Origin of the sequence: Dietzia sp. CH92, assembly GCF_032248695.1 — a bacterium.
Lineage (GTDB): Bacteria > Actinomycetota > Actinomycetes > Mycobacteriales > Mycobacteriaceae > Dietzia.
Genome location: NZ_JAVHXC010000001.1, coordinates 674,583 through 692,589, shown reverse-complemented (window position 1 = coordinate 692,589; position 18,007 = coordinate 674,583). Strand labels below are relative to the sequence as shown.

Annotated in this window: 17 protein-coding genes; 8 read left to right on the top strand and 9 right to left on the bottom strand. The window is 71.5% G+C overall.

The annotated features are described in order from the left end of the window. Positions 1–18: 18 nt before the first annotated feature. The 5 genes from RWK90_RS03295 to RWK90_RS03275 all read right to left on the bottom strand — a co-directional run bounded on the left by RWK90_RS03295 (position 19) and on the right by RWK90_RS03275 (position 5,987). Positions 19–1,221 (bottom strand): SGNH/GDSL hydrolase family protein, encoded by a 1,203-nt coding sequence (locus RWK90_RS03295; RefSeq protein ID WP_314034626.1) that lies wholly within the window; start codon positions 1,219–1,221, stop codon positions 19–21. Beyond that, a complete protein-coding gene (locus tag RWK90_RS03290) occupies positions 1,218–2,537 on the bottom strand; it encodes a 5-methylcytosine restriction system specificity protein McrC (protein WP_314034624.1) in 1,320 nt (439 codons plus the stop codon). Before RWK90_RS03290 ends, RWK90_RS03295 begins: the two co-directional genes overlap by 4 nt. Next, positions 2,534–4,816, bottom strand: a complete 2,283-nt coding sequence (locus tag RWK90_RS03285) for an AAA family ATPase (RefSeq protein ID WP_314034622.1) — start codon at positions 4,814–4,816, stop codon at positions 2,534–2,536. Before RWK90_RS03285 ends, RWK90_RS03290 begins: the two co-directional genes overlap by 4 nt. Before the next feature lie 92 nt (positions 4,817–4,908). After that, the gene (gene greA, locus RWK90_RS03280; RefSeq protein WP_314034620.1) at positions 4,909–5,406 is read right to left on the bottom strand and encodes a transcription elongation factor GreA; all 498 of its coding nucleotides are present in this window, start codon (positions 5,404–5,406) and stop codon (positions 4,909–4,911) included. A gap of 134 nt (positions 5,407–5,540) precedes the next feature. Then, on the bottom strand, positions 5,541–5,987 hold the full coding sequence (locus RWK90_RS03275) for a DUF4307 domain-containing protein (RefSeq protein ID WP_314034618.1): 447 nt from the start codon (positions 5,985–5,987) through the stop codon (positions 5,541–5,543). Between the two features lie 137 nt (positions 5,988–6,124). Between RWK90_RS03275 and mca the strand changes: the two genes are divergently transcribed. Continuing rightward, positions 6,125–7,048, top strand: a complete 924-nt coding sequence (gene mca, locus RWK90_RS03270; RefSeq protein ID WP_314034616.1) for a mycothiol conjugate amidase Mca — start codon at positions 6,125–6,127, stop codon at positions 7,046–7,048. Then, positions 7,045–7,371 carry a hypothetical protein gene (locus RWK90_RS03265; protein WP_314034614.1) on the top strand — a complete coding sequence of 109 codons (327 nt, stop codon included), beginning with the start codon at positions 7,045–7,047 and terminating at the stop codon, positions 7,369–7,371. Before mca ends, RWK90_RS03265 begins: the two co-directional genes overlap by 4 nt. A gap of 33 nt (positions 7,372–7,404) precedes the next feature. Here the strand turns inward: RWK90_RS03265 and RWK90_RS03260 are convergent, their stop codons facing one another. Together RWK90_RS03260 and RWK90_RS03255 are read right to left on the bottom strand one after the other, a co-directional pair. Then, a complete protein-coding gene (locus tag RWK90_RS03260) occupies positions 7,405–8,115 on the bottom strand; it encodes a CE1759 family FMN reductase (RefSeq protein WP_314034612.1) in 711 nt (236 codons plus the stop codon). After that, positions 8,112–9,362, bottom strand: a complete 1,251-nt coding sequence (locus RWK90_RS03255) for an LLM class flavin-dependent oxidoreductase (RefSeq protein WP_314034610.1) — start codon at positions 9,360–9,362, stop codon at positions 8,112–8,114. Before RWK90_RS03255 ends, RWK90_RS03260 begins: the two co-directional genes overlap by 4 nt. Positions 9,363–9,969: 607 nt before the next feature. On the opposite strand from RWK90_RS03255, the gene RWK90_RS03250 reads away from it, so the two are divergent. The 3 genes from RWK90_RS03250 (at position 9,970) to RWK90_RS03240 (ending at position 12,640) form a co-directional block, all read left to right on the top strand. Next, positions 9,970–11,043 carry a 3-deoxy-7-phosphoheptulonate synthase gene (locus RWK90_RS03250; protein WP_314034608.1) on the top strand — a complete coding sequence of 358 codons (1,074 nt, stop codon included), beginning with the start codon at positions 9,970–9,972 and terminating at the stop codon, positions 11,041–11,043. A 128-nt stretch (positions 11,044–11,171) separates the two neighbouring features. Next, on the top strand, positions 11,172–11,936 hold the full coding sequence (locus RWK90_RS03245; protein WP_314034606.1) for an isoprenyl transferase: 765 nt from the start codon (positions 11,172–11,174) through the stop codon (positions 11,934–11,936). Next, positions 11,933–12,640, top strand: a complete 708-nt coding sequence (locus RWK90_RS03240; RefSeq protein ID WP_314034604.1) for an MOSC domain-containing protein — start codon at positions 11,933–11,935, stop codon at positions 12,638–12,640. Before RWK90_RS03245 ends, RWK90_RS03240 begins: the two co-directional genes overlap by 4 nt. 42 nt (positions 12,641–12,682) lie before the next feature. On the opposite strand, the gene RWK90_RS03235 is transcribed toward RWK90_RS03240, so the two are convergent. Next, positions 12,683–14,257: a PH domain-containing protein gene (locus RWK90_RS03235; RefSeq protein ID WP_314034602.1), complete on the bottom strand. Its 1,575-nt coding sequence runs from the start codon at positions 14,255–14,257 to the stop codon at positions 12,683–12,685. After that, positions 14,254–14,742, bottom strand: a complete 489-nt coding sequence (locus RWK90_RS03230; RefSeq protein ID WP_314034600.1) for a PH domain-containing protein — start codon at positions 14,740–14,742, stop codon at positions 14,254–14,256. Before RWK90_RS03230 ends, RWK90_RS03235 begins: the two co-directional genes overlap by 4 nt. Positions 14,743–14,797: 55 nt before the next feature. Here RWK90_RS03230 and RWK90_RS03225 point away from each other — a divergent pair, with 55 nt between their 5' ends. The 3 genes from RWK90_RS03225 (at position 14,798) to RWK90_RS03215 (ending at position 18,005) form a co-directional block, all read left to right on the top strand. Next, positions 14,798–15,913, top strand: coding sequence for a tocopherol cyclase family protein (locus tag RWK90_RS03225; RefSeq protein WP_314034598.1), 1,116 nt, complete (start codon positions 14,798–14,800; stop codon positions 15,911–15,913). A 434-nt stretch (positions 15,914–16,347) separates the two neighbouring features. Next, positions 16,348–16,737: a hypothetical protein gene (locus tag RWK90_RS03220; RefSeq protein ID WP_314034596.1), complete on the top strand. Its 390-nt coding sequence runs from the start codon at positions 16,348–16,350 to the stop codon at positions 16,735–16,737. After that, a complete protein-coding gene (locus tag RWK90_RS03215; RefSeq protein ID WP_314034594.1) occupies positions 16,734–18,005 on the top strand; it encodes a cytochrome P450 in 1,272 nt (423 codons plus the stop codon). The genes RWK90_RS03220 and RWK90_RS03215 overlap by 4 nt, the downstream gene beginning before the upstream one ends. The last annotated feature ends 2 nt before the right edge of the window (positions 18,006–18,007 follow it).

The window sequence follows — 18,007 nt, the reverse complement described above, 5'->3', positions numbered from 1 at the left end:
TCTGTATGCAGATGAGGGTCAGCTGGGGTCGGGGCGGTCGTCCGGGCGGGGGTCGTCCCGGGTCGGTCGTGCCAACCGGAGGATCCGGCTCCGGCGGCGGAGGGTGTCCGCGGCTTCGCGGGCGTCCCCCGTGCTCTCCGGATCACCGTCCACGTCTCCATTATGCAGGAACGCGTTCTCATCCTCGCCCGCGCGGTCCCCGCCCTCGTGGGTGCGCACGAAGTCGGTGAGGCGCTTGGTGAGGCGGGCGACCACGGACTCACGGTGCTCGCCGGACTCCGCGGGCGCGGCGGGGTCGCTGGGTCCGACGGCCTCGGCGGCGTCCTCCGCCGCCTCGAGCGACTCGGCGGCCTCGGCGGCGTCGTGCGGCGCCTGCTCCCGGGGAGCCTCGTCCCACACGCCCAGAGCCACGCACACCGCGGGCAGCAGCAGGCCGGCGGCGAGTTCGTACCCGGCGGAGTTGGGGTGGAACCGGTCGGGGGAGAACAGGCTCTCACCGCGGCGGTGGAACTCCGGCGCCAGCGTCTCGGCCAGCGACACGGGGACCCCGCCGGCCCTGCGCACCTGGACCGTCTGCGCGGCGGCCAGTCGGCGGCTCAGTGTGGCCATGACCGAGCGCAGCGGCTGGGGCACCGGCTTGATGATGCCCAGGTCCGGACACGTACCCACCACGACGTGGGAGCCGCCCTCGCGCAGGGCCTGCACGGCGTCACCGACGCGGCGGGCCGAGGGGCCGATGGCGTTGCGGGAGGTGATGTCGTTGCCGCCGATGAGGATGACGGAGATGTCCGGTCTGCCGTGGGCGACCTGCATGGCCTCGATCTGCCCGGCCAGGCCCTTGGACGTGGCGCCGACGATCGCCTTGATGCTCAGCCGCACGTTCCAGCCGGACTCCTCGGCCAGGCCCCTCGCCAGCAGGACCCCGGGGAGCTCGTCGGGGGAGTCGGCCCCCAGGCCCGCCGCGAGCGAGTCGCCGAAGACCATCATGTGCACGTCGTACGCGAGGCCGGGACGCCACGGGTCCGGGGACGCCGCGCCCGGCCGGTACAGCCCGTCCCCGTCGTAGGGCCGCGCGGTCGGCTTGGGGATGACGCGGCGCGCGATCTTCGCCTGCTGCGCCAGCACCTCGTACGCGCCGCGATAGGCGCCGACCGTCCCCACCGTGGCCAGAGCGAGGCTCACCAGGAGTCTGCTGCGGGCGGGATCGTCGGCGTCGCTCATCGGGCGTGTCGTCTCCCTTCCGTGCGGTGGCGGGCGGCGGGTGTGCAGGCCAACGTGCGGGCGTGCTCGGCCAACTCGACGATAGCCCGGCGGCTGTCCGCCGGGCCTCCGGACAGGTCGACGGGGTACTCGACGATCGAGATGTCGGTGTGGACGATCCGCCGCGGCTGCGGGGAGTCGTCGCGGCGCTGGGCGGGGTACACCAGGTACGCACGGTCCACGCCGAGCGCCGTGCAGGCGGCCAGCAGGCGGTAGTGCTCGGCCGCCCGTGCCCGTCGGTCCGTGGGGTAGGTCGGGACGAAGGTGGTGAGCGGCTCGCCGTCGACCTCGTACACCAACCCGGTGCGCACGGAGATGTGGTCACCGTCGCCGGCGGGGGCGCGGTGCCGACCGGACGGGGCGTCGCCGTCGGCCTCGGTGCCGGAGTCCAGGTTGACGACGGGGTTGTGCAGGAGCCGGCCGCCCCGCCCGTCGAGGGCGGCGGTCAGTTCCGCCTCCACGTAGCGTTCGAACAGCGCCGGCATCTCGGTGACGAACGCGGCCGACGCGGCGTGACCGTCCTCGACCTCGACGGAGATGCGCCGCACGATGCGGTCCGCGAGCGCGAGGGCGTCCTGGAACCGGGCGTTGAGCCGGCTCGGCGTCCACGAAGGCACGGGCGCCCTCTGGCCGATGAGCGAGGCGTCGGACAGGCGCGCGTCGACCATCGCGAGCCGGCGGCGGGTCGCGTCCGGTAGCTCCGGCAGGAACTGCAGGCGGTGCGCGGCCGTGCGCAGGATGCGGTTCTCGGCGATGTCCGGCGTGAACTCCGAGTAGGTGACCTCCAGCGGGATGGTCATCCCCGGGTGTCGGCGGATCTGATCGCCCAGCCGGATCCGGCCGCGGACGGTGGTCAGCGCCTCGTCGACCCGCCGGTACCCGCGCAGCAGTCCCGCGGACAGGGCCTGGTGCGCCAACCGGGCCATCGACTCGGCGACGGAGGACCACAGCTCGTCGTCGTCCCGCGCCTGGACGGCCGAGGACAGGAACGCGTCGTCGGCCGCGTGGTCGAGCAGGAAGAACAACTGGGTGAGACCGAGGCTGGCGGCCGGCAGCACCCGCACGGACAGGCCCTCGACCCGCACCGAGCCCACCGCGCCGCTGGGGATGAGCCGCCACGTGTCGCGGCCGGCGGGCAGGACCTCCACCAGGCCGGTCTGCGACAGGTGCTGTGCGCCCTCCCAGCTCAGGGTGACGAGCCGGCCGCGGCGGTCGAACTCGTCGAACTCCAGGGCCATCAGCTGTGAGGACCCCGGACCCGTCGAGGTCGTGGTCACGCCCGCCCGATCTTGCGGCGCAGTGCCGCCAGGCCGAAGCGTTCGTGGACCTCGGCGCGGGTGAGCCGGCCGTAGTAGTGCTCCTCGAGCAGGGGCAACAGGTCGAATCGCCAGATCGCCTCGAGTCCGCCGGGCTCGGTGGCCTGGTCCTTCATGAAGTACGACGGGCCGATCCGCAGGTCGCGGTCGGAGTCGTCGATCTCCGAGTTGAGGGCCTCGAGCAGCTCCGCCGGTTCGGAACCGGCCCCTCGCGCCTCGAGGTGCCGGCGGAGGACACCCGCGACCGGCGGGGTGTCGGGGTGCAGTTCCATGAACGCGAAGCGGCGGCGGATGGCGGCGTCGACCATGGCGATCGAGCGGTCGGCGGTGTTCATGGTCCCGATGATGAACAGATTGCGCGGCAGCCGGAACGACGTGTCGGGGGAGTACTGCGGCAGGACGGTGCGGTCGCGGTACTCGAGCAGGAAGTACATCTCGCCGAACACGCGCGCGAGGTCGGCGCGGTTCATCTCGTCGATGATGAGGAAGCTCGGGTGCTCGCGGCCGGACTCGGAGGTGGCCCGGGCGGCCTGCCTGCGCAGCGGGCCCGCCTGCAGCGCGAAGCCGGGCTGACCGGACTCGGTGAGGGTCGGCCGGTAGCCCTCGAAGAAGTCCTCGTAGGCGTAACTGGGATGGAACTGCACCAGCTGGACGCGGCTCGGGTCGTCGGGGCCGGCGAGGAACCGGGCGAGCTCCTGGGCGAGGTACGTCTTGCCGGTGCCGGGCGGGCCGTAGAAGACGATCTGCTGACGCTGCTGCAGCGTGTCGACGATCTCCTGGAGCTCCTCGCGCGGCATGTGGAGGCCGTCGGCCAGCTCGTCGGTGACCTCGGGCAGGGTGGGCACAGCGCCAGCGGCCGGGGCCTCGGCGACCTGCGACTCCGCGGAGTGACGGCCGGGGTGCATGGCAGACAGCAGCGCGTCGAGACCGTCGGTGAGGTCCACGACCGTGCCGGGCTCGCCGATCAGCTCGGACAGGGGACTGGGCAGCGACTCCAGGTCGAGGGTCACCGCGCTCCACAGGACGGACCGTTCGAGCTGCTGCCCGCCGTCGTCCACGTAACCGAGGTCGTCCGTGAGCGTGCCGAGGTGCAGTTTCGCGTCGGCGACGGTGGCCACCACGTCCTGCGGGCTCATCCGGGACAGGAACGTGTGCAGCTCCGCGGTGAGCTGGAACCGGGCCTGGTAGTCCAGGTGCGGGTAGCCCTGTTCGACGGCCTGGGAGACCTCGAGCCGACTGGCGTGCGCGGGGATGCGCGGCAGGTGCGAGGCGGGCAGGGCGATGCGGTTCTGCGCGACCCACTGGCCCGACTGGCCGACGCCGCCGCGGCCGGGGCGCACGAGCCAGGCGCGGCGCGAGTGGTCGTCGCGGTGCCGCTGCCACTGGTTGGCCACGGATCCGCGGTACCAGTCGACGGGCTGCCCGAGCTGCGCGGACAGGACCTCGGAGATGCGGTGCAGGTCCTGGTCGATGTCCAGCTCGTCGATCCCGGAGGGGCCGCCGATGAGGTCGGCGAACGCGTCGCGGATGCGGGTCTTGTGCTCGTGCTTGACGATCGGCTGGAAGTAGCCGGGCCACACCAGGTACTGGAGGCTGTAGCGGATGGCCCGCCAGTCCCCGGGCGTCGAGCGGGCGGCCCGCTGGAACTCCCACGGGTCGGACAGGGCGGCGTCGCGGACCGAGGCGTCGAGCTCGGCCCAGTGGACGATGAACGAGCACAGCCAGCGCAGGTGCTCGCGCATCTGCACGTTGAAGCCCAACCCGCCGGTGAGCGGGCCCTTCTCGGTGAGCACCTCGTCGAGGTCGGCGGGGATCTGCGGGGCCTCGTCCATCCAGGACAGGACGTCACGGACACGCCCCCGCTTGAGGCGCGCCGTGACGGTGGAGAGCGGGAGCTGCTGGATGTAGAGCAGCTCCGCGGCCAGCAGGATCACCGGCCGCGGAGCGCCCTCGAGCTGGTCGTGCAGCGCCTGCATCACTGGGGAGCGGGTCGAACCGGGGGCCGCGGACCCGCCGGTGGGCAGCCCGGAGCCCGGCCCGCCGCCGGTGCCGCCCGCGTCGTCCGCGGGGTCGGCGTCCAGGCGGCGGGCGAGCTCCTCCGCGACCTCCGGGGTCCAGGTGTAGAGGTCGTCCTCGAACGGCGACTGGCCGGTCCGGAGTGCCGGACCCAGGACCCTCGCTGCGGCCGCCTCGATCGTCGGGGCAGGGCCGTGGGGCCTGTCCTGGGAACCGTCTGACACGTGGAACTCCTGCTACGCCGGCGCTGATTCGGGCACGTCTGGGCGACCCGACATTCGTGAAGAACCTACCACCGGGGTCGCCACGGAGCAGGTCAGCTCTGGTACGGCTCCGCGGTCACGATGGTCACCTTGACGGTCTTGCCGTTGGGCGCGGTGTACTCGCGGGTCTCACCGTTCTTCGCGCCCAGGACGGCCTTGCCCAGGGGCGAGTCGGGCGAGTAGATCTCGAGGTCGTCCTTGCCGGAGCCCTCGCCGCGGGTACCGATGAGGAAGGTCTCCTTGGTGTCCTCGTTGCCGTTGTAGTAGGCGCGGACGACGGAGCCGATGAGCGCGACGCCGGACTCGGTGGGCGTCTCGCCGACCTGGGCGTTGGCCAGCAGGTCGTCGATCGTGCGGATCCGCGCCTCCTCCTGGCCCTGCTGCTCGCGCGCGGCGTGGTAGCCGGCGTTCTCCTTGAGGTCGCCCTCCTCGCGCCGCTCGTTGATCTCGGCGGCGATGACCGGACGGTTGGCGATCAGCGCCTCCTTCTCGGCCATGAGGCGGTCGTACGAGTCCTGGGTCAGCCAGTGGACCTGGGTGTCGTTCGCCATGAGCGCACTCCAATCTGTTCGCGTGCGTGAACTAAGAAAAACACGGCCCCGCGCGAAGGGAGCCGTGCTGAAGCGTCGATATTAACACACCGACCGCCCCGCGAGTGGGCGGCGGAGCGTCACGCCCGGGCGTTCTACCTGCGCAGGTAGTCGGGCACGTCGTCGCCGCAGCCGTAGACGTCCGCGATGAACGCGCGGCCGCTGGTGAACACCGACGCGGTGATCTCGACGGTGGTGTTCTCCGACGGCGGGACGTACACCTCGCGCCGGCCGAGCTCGCCCTTCGACTCCTCCTGCGCGCGGATGATGCAGTAGGCGGGCGTGCCCGGCTCCTCGCGCGTGACCGTGAACGTGAGGTCCACCCGGCCGTCGTCCACGACCTCCACCCCGGTCGCCTCGCCCGCGATGTCGGGGGTGGCGTTGAGGCGGTACATGGTGACGACGCCGGCGACGATCAGCGCGCCCACCAGGAGGACGAGGAGGACGGCGACGACCTTTCCGGCCATGCCGGAGCCCCGATCGACGTCGGCGTAGCGGTCCGCGGGGCGCTGCGACGGGACGTCCGACCTCGGCTCACTCATGCCGACAGGGTATCGGGACGGGTGGCGCGGGACGGTCGGGGGTCCGCGCGGGGTCCGGCCCGGGGGCGCGACGCGGGTCGCCGCCCATAGAATGGTGCGGTCATCCACTCACGCGAGAAGAACGGCAGGTGTGTCGAATGGCCGGTCTGCGGCTGATGGCGGTCCACGCCCACCCCGACGACGAGTCGTCCAAGGGGTCGGCGACCATGGCCAGATATGTCGCGGAGGGCGTCCACGTGCTGGTGGAGACGTGCACCGGGGGAGAACGGGGCGACATCCTCAACCCCGCGATGGACCGCCCGGACATCACCGCGGACCTGCCCGCGGTGCGGGTGCGCGAGATGGCGCGCGCCGCCGACATCCTGGGCGTGGACCACCACTGGCTGGGCTATGTGGACTCGGGGTTGCCGGAGGGCGACCCCAAGCCGCCCCTGCCGGAGGGGTGCTTCGCCCTGGCCGACGACGACGAGGTCACCGAGGCCCTGGTCCGCAGGATCCGCGAGTTCCGGCCCCACGTGATGATCACCTACGACGAGAACGGTGGGTATCCCCACCCGGATCACCTCAAGGTGCACTCCGCGTCGATGGCCGCCTACGAGGCCGCCGCGGACCCGAGCCGGTACCCGGACGCGGGTGAGCCGTGGGCCATCGCGAAGGTCTACTACACGCACGGCTTCCCCCGGCGCCGTCTGGAACTGCTCGACGAGGAGCTGTTCGCCCGCGACGGCGTCCGCCACTTCTCCGAGTTCCTGTCCCGCTGGGGCGACCGCCCGGACGTCATGGAGCGGGTCACCACGCGCGTGGAGTGCGCGGACTACTTCGAACAGCGCAACTCGGCTCTGCTCGCGCACGCCACCCAGATCGACCCCAACGGCTGGTTCTTCGCCGCTCCGGTGGAGATGCAGCAGCGGGTGTGGCCGACCGAGGAGTTCGAACTCGCGGCCAGCCGGGTGGGATTCCCTCAGCTCGCTGAGGGAGAATACGAGACAGACCTCTTCGCGGGGGTCGACCCGTCGGTCGAGCTCCCCGTCGGACCGAGCACGAGTGAGGACCAGCGATGATCACCCTGGGGCCGGACGTCCAGATCCTGGCGTACGAGTCGGCGATGGTGTTCGCGCAGAACCAGTCGCCGGGCACCCCCGGGTACAACGACAACCCCGTCGGCCCCGAGTTCGGCAAGGCCTCCCCGCTGGGCATCCCGCTGGTGCTGATCCTGCTCATCGCCACCGTGCTGCTGGTGCGCAACATGAACAAGCACATCAAGAACCTGCCGGAGAGCTTCGACGCGGAGAACCCGACGCCCGACCAGCTCGCCGACGAGGGCACCGACCGCTCCGGCGTGATCGGTGCCCCCGATGGTGACGAGGTGGGCGACCCGCGCTGACGCCCGCAGGCATCAGGCGGGCCGGACGCCGGTTCAGCGGCCCAGGAGATCGCCCATCGGGACGAAGTCGCTGAACTCGTCGTCGTCGTCCCGTCGTCCCCGCTTGTCGTCGGCGCGCGTCGGCGCCACCGCGCCGGCGGTGACCCCCGCGAACCGCAGCATGTAGTCGCCCAGCTCGGTTCCCACCCGGGTCGCCCGGGACCGCAGGGAGTTCTCGTCCGCGGCGGTGGACACGGCCCCGAAGTCCTCGGCGGCGGCGAACACGGTCGTCGGCACGACGTCGGCCTTGAGATAGGCGAACATCGGCCGCAGCGCGTAGTCGATCGCCAGCGAGTGCCGCGCCGTCCCGCCCGTCGCGCCCAGCGCCACCGGCACCCCGGCGAGCGTCCCGGGCTCGATCACGTCGAACAGTGACTTGAACAGGCCGGAGAACGACTGGTTGTAGATCGGCGTCACCGCGATCAGCCCGTCCGCGCGGCCGATCGCGTCGATCGCCGCGCTCAGCTTCTCACCGGGGAACCGGGTGAAGGTGGCGTCCACGACCTCGTGGGCCAGCTCGCGCGCCTCGAGGACCGTCACCTCGACGCGCTGCCCGTGGCGGGCGAGGGCGTCGCGGGTGGCGGAGGTGAGTCGGTCGGCGAGCATCCGCGTGCTGGAGGGCACGGAGGTGCCGGCGGCGACGACGACGAGGTTGAGCGGCCGCTCGCCGGGGATGGTGTGGTCGGTCAGGTGCTCGGAGGTCACTTGGACTCCTTTCCGGCCGGCGCCTCGGCGAGGCGGGCCTGGGTGCGACGGCTGCGGGCGAGCGACTCCTGCTGTGCCCGCTGCCCGCCCTCGGCGGTGAGGCCCGTCCAGTTGTCGCCGGTGCCGAAGCGGTAGGCGTCGGAGTAGGCGGGCTCGCCGGCTGCGGCCAGCTCGGCGTCACGGGCGGCGACCCGCGCGGCGTGGGTCGGCCCGTCCGGCACGTGGGCCGGGCGCAGCGCGTCGAGCTCGCGGCGCAGGACCGGGACGATCTCGGTGCCGAGGATCTCGATCTGCTCGAGGACCGTCGTGCGCGGCAGGCCTGCGTGGTCGATGAGGAACAGCTGGCGCTGGTAGTCGCCCACGTGCTCCCGCATCGTCATGTAGCGGTCGATGACCTGCTGCGGCGATCCCACCGTGAGCGGGGTCTGGGCGGTGAAGTCCTCGAGCGAGGGGCCGTGGCCGTAGACGGGCGCGTTGTCGAAGTAGGGGCGGAACTCGTTCACCGCGTCCTGGCTGTTCTTGCGGGCGAAGAACTGCCCGCCGAGTCCGACGATCGCCTGGTCCGCGGAGCCGTGGCCGTAGTGCTCGTAGCGGCGGCGGTACAGCTCGACCATCTGCTTGGTGTGGTGGATGGGCCAGAAGATGTTGTTGTGGAAGAACCCGTCGCCGTAGAAGGCGGCCTGCTCGGCGATCTGCGGCGAGCGGATCGAGCCGTGCCAGACGAACGGGGCCACGCCGTCGAGCGGCCGCGGGGTGGAGGTGAACTGCTGGAGGGGCGTGCGGAACTTGCCCTCCCAGTCCACGACGTCCTCGTGCCACAGGCGGTGCAGGAGTTCGTAGTTCTCGATCGCCAGCGGCAGGCCCTGGCGGATGTCCTGGCCGAACCACGGGTAGACCGGGCCGGTGTTGCCCCGGCCCATGGTCAGGTCCACGCGGCCGCCGGACAGGTGCTGCAGCATGGCGTAGTCCTCGGCGATCTTCACCGGGTCGTTGGTCGTGATGAGCGTGGTGGCCGTGGAGAGGATGATCTCGTTCGTGCGGCCCGCCACGTAGCCCAGCGTCGTGGTGGGGGAGGACGTCACGAACGGCGGGTTGTGGTGCTCGCCCAGCGCGAAGACGTCCAGGCCCACCTGCTCGGCCAGGGTGGCGTACTCGACTATCGCCTCGAGCCGCTCGTGCTCGGTGGGTATGCGCCCGGTGGTGGGGTCCGGGGTGATGTCGGCGATGCTGAAGATTCCGAACTGCATGGTGATGCCTCTCTCGTGGTGGCCTGGCCCATCTCGTTTGTTGACATGGCCCATCCTACTTTGCTGATACGTCAAACAAAAGGGGGCCGGCCGGTATTCCCCTCACCCGGCGGTGGGCGAGAAGTTCCCCCGCGGAGGCTCGGCAGTCCGCGGGATTCCCCCGCGCACGCCCGACGACGCGGCTTGACCCGGGCCCGCCGCCTCCCGAGGAGGTTTCCCGCGTCAGCCGTCGCTTGTGTACGTTCCGCCGGGAGGCGTCCTGGGCGAATGCGGGCCGAAGTGACGGCTGGCGGAGGCGTGCCGCGCAGGCGCGAGCGCACGCCGGACCGGGGCGGCCGATTCCGGGGGCGGGCCGGCCGTCTGCTACTGTGTCTGCCATGTCGATCGCTCGCGCATATTGGCGCTTTATGTGGGCTCCGGGTGGAGCCCGCGCCGCGAGCGCACGCGTCCGCTAGACGGATCGTCGACACCCGGAGCCCAGAGGCGGTGACCACCATGGTCGCCGCCTCCCGCCTTTTCAGTAGCGGCGGATCCGGGTGCGACATGGGCACCTCGAAGGATCACGGCACCCGGGCCCGCCACCACCGCGACACCAGGAGCGACCGCCGTGACCATCACCGCCGAGAACCCCACCCAGACCGCCGACAGGCGCGTCCTGTCCTACTCGCCGCTGCCGACGCCGACCGAGATCCTCGGCGAGCTCCCGCTGGGGGAGGCCCGCGAGGCGCTGGTCGAGCGCAGCCGCTCAGAGGTCGCCGACGTCCTGGCCGGCCGCGACGACCGCCTGCTCGTGGTGGTGGGCCCCTGCTCGGTCCACGACACCGACGCCGCGCTGGACTACGCCGGGCGTCTGGCCGCGCTCGCCGAGGAGACGGCCGAGGACCTGCTCGTCGTGATGCGGGTGTACTTCGAGAAGCCCCGCACCACGGTCGGGTGGAAGGGTCTCATCAACGACCCCGCGCTCGACGGGAGCTACGACATCCCGCGCGGTCTGCGCACCGCCCGCAAGCTCCTGCTCGACGTGCTGGACCTGGGGCTGCCGGTGGGGACGGAGTTCCTCGAGCCGACCAGCCCGCAGTACATCGCCGACGCCGTCTCCTGGGGTGCGATCGGCGCCCGCACCACGGAGAGCCAGGTGCACCGTCAGCTCGTGTCGGGCCTGTCCATGCCGGTCGGCTTCAAGAACGGTACTGACGGCGAGGTGCAGGTGGCGGTCGACGGGTGCCGCTCCTCGGCGGCGCGTCACGTGTTCTTCGGCACCGACGCCGAGGGGCGCGCGGCCGTGGTCGAGACGGCGGGCAACACCGATTGCCACGTGATCCTGCGCGGCGGCACCCGCGGGCCGAACCACGACGCGGAGTCCGTCGCGGCGGCGGTCGCGGCCGTGGGCAAGGTCGGACTCCCGGGCCTGGTGATGGTGGACGCGAGCCACGCCAACTCGGGCAAGTCCCACGAGCGGCAGGCCGAGGTCGTGGCCGAGCTGTCCGAGCGGATCGGCGGGGGAGAGCAGGGCATCTCCGGACTGATGATCGAGAGCTTCATCGAGCCCGGCGCCCAGTCCGTCGACGCCGACGAGCTCGTCTACGGGCAGTCCGTCACCGACGCGTGCATGGGGTGGGAGACCACCGCGGACGGGCTGCGTGCCCTCGCCGCGGCGGTGCGCGCCGGCCGCCGGGACTGACCCCCGCCGGCCGCTGGGACTGACCCCCGCCGGCCGCCGGGACTGACCCCCGCGGGCCGGCGCGGCTGACCGCGCGGCGCGTCAGGGGCTCCACGGGGCGGGGGTGGCCGCGCGGTACTCTTTCCGGCGTGGCCACCTCCCCCTTGTACCGGTTCTACGAGTCCCGACTGCGGTCGTCGCTCGACGGGAAGAGGCTGCCGCGTCACGTGGCGGTGATGTGCGACGGCAATCGCCGCTGGGCCAAGGAGGCCGGCTTCACGGACGTCGCCCACGGGCACCGGGCCGGCGCGGTGAAGATCGCCGAGATGCTGGGGTGGTGCGACGAGCTCGGGATCGACGTGGCCACCATCTACCTGCTGTCCACCGAGAACCTCGGCCGCGACGCCGACGAACTGGGCGAGCTGCTGGAGATCATCGCCGACGTGGTGGACGAGATCACCCGGCCCGAGCGGAACTGGGAGGTCCGGATCGTCGGGCGCCTGGAGCTGCTGCCCGAGTGGCTGGCCCGGCGCCTGCGGCACGCGGCCCAGGCGAGCACCGGCCGCCCGGGGGTCAAGGTCAACGTCGCGGTGGGCTACGGCGGGCGACAGGAGATCGCCGACGCCGCCCGCGAGCTGGTGGCCCAGCTGATCGACGAGGGCAGGTCGGGCGCGGACCTCGTCGAGGGGATCACCGTCGAGGGGATCGGCGAGCACCTCTACACCTCGGGCCAGCCCGACCCCGATCTCGTCATCCGGACCTCCGGCGAGCAGCGGCTCTCCGGCTTCCTGCTGTGGCAGAGCGCCTACTCGGAGATCTGGTTCACGGAGGCCTACTGGCCCGCGTTCCGGCGCGTGGACTTCCTGCGTGCGCTGCGCGAGTACTCGGCCCGCAACCGGAGGTTCGGGCAGTGAGCACGCCGTCGGCATCCTCGGTGCCCGCCTCGTTCACGGTCCGCGCCGTCTGCGTGGTCGACCAACTGATCGACGTGCCGGGTCGGGTGGGGGTGAGCGCGATCGACAAGCGCCCCGTCGACGGCCCGGTCCAGGTGCGGGAGTACGGGCTGCACGGCGACGTCCAGGCCGACCGCAAGCACCACGGCGGCATCTGGAAGGCCGTGTACCTGCTCTCCGATTGCGATGTCGCGCAGTGGGAGTCCGAGTTCGGCGGCCCGATCCCGCCGGGCTTCTTCGGTGAGAACCTCCGCGTCACGGGTGTCGACACCTCGCGGCTGCAGATCGGGACGGTGCTGGAGGTGCCCGGCGACGGCGCGGCCGGTGGCGCGGCGGGCCTGCGCATGGAGATCACCACGCCGCGCGTGCCGTGCCAGACCTTCGCGCACCGGGTCGGGAAGCCGCGCTGGGTGCGGCGGTTCACCGAGGGCGGGCGGCCGGGCGCGTACGCGCGGGTCCTGACGCCGGGGCCGGTCGGGGCGGGCGACGAGATCCGGGTGGTCAGCGTGCCCTCGCACGGGGTCACCATCGCGAGGGTGCTGTCCGGGGTCGACGACGACGAGGTCGGGCGCCTGCTGTCCGAGTTCGAGCTCTCGGAACTCGCGCCGAGCCTGGTGCGGAAACTGGATCCGAGGACCGACGTCCGGCCCGTCGACGCCGACTGAGTCCGCGGTGGGTGTCACCGGGCGCCGACACCGGGGCGACGGTCAGGCCCCGGGCGTGAGGTGGTCCCAGACGTCCCCGGCGGTCGACCACAAGTCGCGCGCGGCCCGCTCGTCGACGTCGGGCAGCCGGAAGGCGCCGCCACCCCCGGCCGACGTGGCGACCAGCGTCACGAGCCCGGCGCGGCGCTGGAACGGGGTGCGCCGCACGTTCCAGCCCAGGATCCCGTCGCGGATGAGGACGTCGGTACGCCGCAGGAACGACCCCTTGCGCAGGACCACGAGCGTCGGGCCGACCGCGTGGCCGAGTCCCCGGTAGTTGTCGACGGCGGCCCACGCGGCGACCGCCCCACTGGTCGCGGCCACCGTGACGGGAACCCACCACAGCCACCGCCACACGAGGACGGGTGCGGCCGCGAGCGCGGTGAGTGCGGCCGTGGCGAGGAGGGCGCGGACGGCTCGTCGTCGTCGCGCCATCCGTGGGTGGGCCCGCAGCGCGGTGACACCGGGCGCCGACGCCCCACCGTGACCCGGCCCGGTCGGCGCCGATGGCCCGCCGTGACCGGACACGGCCGGGACCGCCTCGCCCAGCACCGCCTCGGCGACCCGCACGGGGACCCCGCGCGGTGAGCCCGGGACCAACGCCGGGCTCTGCGTGGACGCGCCCTCCTCGTCGGTGCCCGCGCCCACCCCCACGGCGATGACGTCCAGGCGCGCGGCGCCCACCGACCGCAGGCCCGGCGGCTCGTAGAGCGTCACCCCGCGGACCCGGCGGCCGTCGAAGGACGTGTGCCGCCCCACCACCAGCCCGCGGCGGAGCTCGAGCGAACCGTCGCGGTGCCGCTCCAACCGCATGCCCCACCAGGTCTCCACGAACACGGCCACCGCCGCCACCGCGCCCAGCGCGAGCGCGGCCACCACCACCCCCACCACGACGAGGGGCACCGGCAGCGAACCGATCCGGCCCCAGACCCACTCCAGCATGGCGGGCACCGCGTCGAACCAGTCCGCCACCTGAAACACCAGGCCGAACGCGACGAGCCCGGACACCGGCGTGACGACCCCGACCGGCGCGTAGCGCACCCACCTCGGGTCGAGCCGCGCGATCTCCTCGGTGTCCGCGGAGGCCCGCTCGGCCAACAGATCGCGACGGAGCCGCTCGGCCACACGGCGGTCCAGCGCCGACAGGGTCAGACGGGAGCCGTCGGTCTCACCGCTGGCGAGCCTGAGCGTGGCGATACCCAACCGGCGCTCGACGACATCGGCGGTGAGTTCGATGGTGCGCACACGCTGGGCGGAGAGGGTCGTGGTGGAGCTCGACAGGAAGCGCACGCGCTTCTCGATCCGGTGGGTGTCGACCCGGTAGTCGGTCACCGCGAGTCGGACCACCTCCGAGATCGCGGTGCCCGCCGCGCCGAGAACCGTGGCGAAGATCGTCCAGAACGCGACCCGGCCCGGGCCGACCCCGTTGAGGAGCAGACCGATCGCGACGGGTACCGCCACCGCGGCCAGTGCGCCGGCGGCCACGATGCTCGACGCGCCGATCGTGCGGCGGTCGAGGCGTTGCCATTCCGGTCGCGGCGCGGGCGGCAGGGGCCCGGGCGGCTCGGGCGTGGTCACGTGGCGTCCCGCTGGTCGTCCTCGGCGAGGAGGGTGAGGCGATCGACCATCTCCTCGGCCAGGTCGGCGTCGAGCGCGCTGATGCGCACCGCGCCCTTCGAGGAGGCCGTGGTCACCACGATCGTGGCCAGGCCGAACCGCCGCTGTAGCGGACCGCGGGTCCTGTCCACCGTCTGCACCCGCGACAGGGGAGCGGCCCGCCACTCCTCCCAGAACAACCCGCTACGGCTGTAGATGGCCACGTCCGTGGCCTCCCACCGGTGGATCGCCCACCGCACCCGCGGCACCCCGATCAGCGCGACCACCGTGAGCGCCGCCCACGCCACCGCGGCGAGGACCAGCCACGGTCCCAGGAACACCGCCGCGACGGCCAGCGCGATCAGCGGGCCGGCCATCCACAGCGCCACCTGCGCCGCCCACCACCGGCGACACCGCGGATCGACGTGCTCGCGGGGCGGCCGCAGGGCCAACTGCGTCTCGTACACGCCTTCACCCTAGATTCCCGACTCCCCGCCGGTCCCGGTATGGGACGCTGGCAGCATGGGACCCCTCCGGCGATACCGGGCGACCGGTGCAGACCTGCCCTTCGGAGATCCGCGCCGCGCACACGGCGTCGCCATGGAGGGGTACTTCCTCCGGATCACCGACCGCGAACGCGGGCGCGTCGCGATCGCCCTCATCGGGGTCAACCGCGGACCCGACGGCCACTGGGCGACGCTCGGCCTGGCCTCCGACGAGGTGATCATCCCCCTCGAGGCCGGTGGCGCGCGCCGACCCGGCGACGGGGACACCTCGTCGTCGTCGCCCTCGGGCCCGGTCTCCACGCTCCGCCTCGCCGCGGCGCCGCACGGCTGGGCCGACCCCGAGCGCATCGGCGCACGCTCCGGCGGGCGGTTCGAGTACCTGCCCGAGGGCATCCGCGTGGACATGGGGGACGGTGCCCGTCTGCACGTGGACATCGCCGATCCCGTGGAGTGGCCGCGCCGCGCCGTCGGCGGGTCGAGCATCTTCCAGTCGGTCCCCGCGCTCAACCAGTACTGGCACCCCTGGCTGCTCGGCGGGCGCGCCAGCGGCTGGGCCGAGCTCGACGGCCGCCGCTGGGACTTCGACGACGCCGAGGTGTACGGCGAGAAGAACTGGGGCGCCGAGGGCTTCCCCGACTCGTGGTGGTGGGGCCAGGCCCAGGCATTCTCCGAGCCCGACACCTGCGTCGCGTTCGCCGGCGGCCAGATCCACTCGGGGCCGCTGCGCACCGAGGTCACCGCCCTGGTGGTGCGGCTCCCCGGCGGGCGTGTGATCCGGCTCGGCAACCCCGTGGTCTCGCCCGTGCGCGCCGACGTCACCGACGAGAGCTGGGAGCTCGAGGGCCGCGGCTACGGCTGGGAGATCCGCGTCAGCGGGCGCTCCCCGCTCGACCGCGCGCACGTCCTGCCCGTGCCGCTGCCGTCGCAGGAGCGCAACTCCGCCGGGTCGATCGAGCACCTCACCGGCGAACTCGCGGTGGAGGTCAGACGGCGAGGTCGGCTGGTGTGGTCGGACCACAGCTGGCTCGCCGCGCTCGAACACGGTGGCCTGGTCCGGGCCGAAGCCGAATTGCGGCGCCGCGGTGTCCCCGAGGGGGAGACGGGCGCGCCGCCGGTGCAAGAAGGACGATAGTGAACAGGGTATCCGTGGGCTTACCGAGTTCCTGAGGATCGCCGGTCTGCCAGCGAACCGACTGGCGCCTGAGCGTGATCTGCCAGCCTCCGGGGCGTAGTTTCCCTGAGCCTTCCTCAAGCTCGCTGGCGCACTCTGCAATCGCCGTCGCGCCGATCGTTAGAGGCTACCCGCTGCTCTCCGTCGCTGCGCCCGGTGCGGACATCGACGTACCTTGCCGCCACGCGTAATCATCGAGGTTGTACTTATAGCGCGAGTTCAGGACGAGGACTCCCGTCCAACCGGTTGGGGGGAGCCGAGACTTGATCGATCAACTTTAGGTCCCATCTCGTCATTGGTGGTGCGATCAGCAAAAGACTCATTAGCCGTTGACAGTGTGTTGTGGCTCACATAGCGTCGCTGAAGAGAGTTCAATTCAGCCGAAAGGGAGCGGTATGGCGGACAGCAGCAACGAAGTGCGGGCCACCTCGGAGATGAAGCTCCACGACGACGTCACGGTCGACCAACTCAGATCCATCCTCGCTGAGGTGAGCGCCGGTTCTTCGGCGGAGGGCGAGCACATTCGCGGGCACAACTTCTATCTGGACGAGGGCGCCCGGATCCTCTTCGCGCACGAGCACTACGCGGACGCCGGGGCGATGGTGCGGCATCTGAAGGAGATGGACCACGAGACCATCGGCCGGCTCATGTCGATGGTCGACGTTCTGGATCTGCGGATATACGGGCCGATGAACGAGGAGCTCCACGGACTGCTCGAGGGCTTCGGGAGCGTACGGTCTTTCAAGTTCGTCAGTGGGTTCACTCACCTTGGAGGTGTTAAGTGACCACCGGCTATGACTACGAGAAGTTCTTCGGTCTCGACCCCGAGCAGCTCAAGTGCCCGCACACCGCCTTCGACGAGGTGCGTTCCGAGTGTCCGGTCTCCCGTAGTGACGCGCTGGGGTTTTGGGTGGTGGCCGACCACGAGCACGCCCAGGAGGTCTTCAAAGACGCCTCGGTGTTCTCCACCAAGAAGATGCTCGGCGAACAGGTGTCCGACGAGTGGCAGCGCCTGGTCGAGCTCGCGGCCCGGCGCCCGGGCGCCAAGGAGGAACTCGGTGACGACTACGGGACGAGCGACCGGAAGGTTCTGCTCTTTGCCGACCCGCCGGAGCACGGTCGGCACCGACGGCTCATCATGGGCGCGCTCACTCCGAAAGCGCTGACGTCGTGGGCGCCGCGGATCGAGGAGACGGCGGACATCTTCGTGGGCGGAATCGAACCCGGCGAGGAGGTCGAGTTCGTGGACGACTTCGCCAACAAGTACACGATGACCGTCATCGCTGACATCCTCGGATTCCCGCGGGATATGGTCCCGCAGATGCTCGACTGGACCGAGGGGTTCAATTCGATGGTCGGCAACCCCGACCAGACCGACGAGCAGATCGAGGCGCTTGTCGACACCAGGTACGGCTTCGATGCCTACTGCAACAAGCAGATCGACGACCGTGTGGCCAACCCGACCGAGGACCTCATCTCTCGGATCGTGAGGCTCAATTCCGCCAGCGAGACCCCGCTCGGTCGGGACGATCTCTACCAGGTGCTCCAGCTGACGATGGTCGGCGGGAGCGAGACCTCGGCCACCGCGCTGTCGAAGATGATCGAGTATCTCGGCCGTTATCCGGAGATGTGGGCGGAGCTGAAGGCAGACACCGCGCTGATCCCGCATTTCATGGAGGAGATGCTCCGTATGTTCTCGCCCGTGCAGGGCTCATTCCGCGGGGTCACCAAGGACGTCGAGCTCGGCGGTCACCAGCTCCGGGCTGGCGACATGCTGTGGGTGGGAATGGGCACAGCGAACCGCGACCCGAAGGTGTTCGAGGCCCCGGGCCGGATGGACCTCGGTCGTAGGGACCGGTCCGATCACGTCGCCTTCGGGGGCGGGCCACACGTCTGTCCCGGCACCTCTCTGACGCGAATGGAGCTGCGGATGGTGCTGGAGAAAGTTATCTCCCGCTTCTCCGGCGTGGAGTTGGTCGACGAGGATCCGGCCGCGAAGAAGAGCTTCAACTTCTACGGACCCGCTGCGCTGCCTGTTCGCTTCATCTCGTAGGG

Bases quoted from the DNA above. Each gene is read 5' to 3' on its own strand.
- RWK90_RS03275 (WP_314034618.1), bottom strand. From the start codon at position 5,987: ATGAGTGAGCCGAGGTCGGACGTCCCGTCGCAGCGCCCCGCGGACCGC.
- RWK90_RS03265 (WP_314034614.1), top strand. From the start codon at position 7,045: ATGATCACCCTGGGGCCGGACGTCCAGATCCTGGCGTACGAGTCGGCG.
- RWK90_RS03295 (WP_314034626.1), bottom strand. From the start codon at position 1,221: ATGAGCGACGCCGACGATCCCGCCCGCAGCAGACTCCTGGTGAGCCTC.
- RWK90_RS03255 (WP_314034610.1), bottom strand. From the start codon at position 9,362: ATGCAGTTCGGAATCTTCAGCATCGCCGACATCACCCCGGACCCCACC.
- mca (WP_314034616.1), top strand. From the start codon at position 6,125: ATGGCCGGTCTGCGGCTGATGGCGGTCCACGCCCACCCCGACGACGAG.
- greA (WP_314034620.1), bottom strand. From the start codon at position 5,406: ATGGCGAACGACACCCAGGTCCACTGGCTGACCCAGGACTCGTACGAC.
- RWK90_RS03220 (WP_314034596.1), top strand. From the start codon at position 16,348: ATGGCGGACAGCAGCAACGAAGTGCGGGCCACCTCGGAGATGAAGCTC.
- RWK90_RS03225 (WP_314034598.1), top strand. From the start codon at position 14,798: ATGGGACCCCTCCGGCGATACCGGGCGACCGGTGCAGACCTGCCCTTC.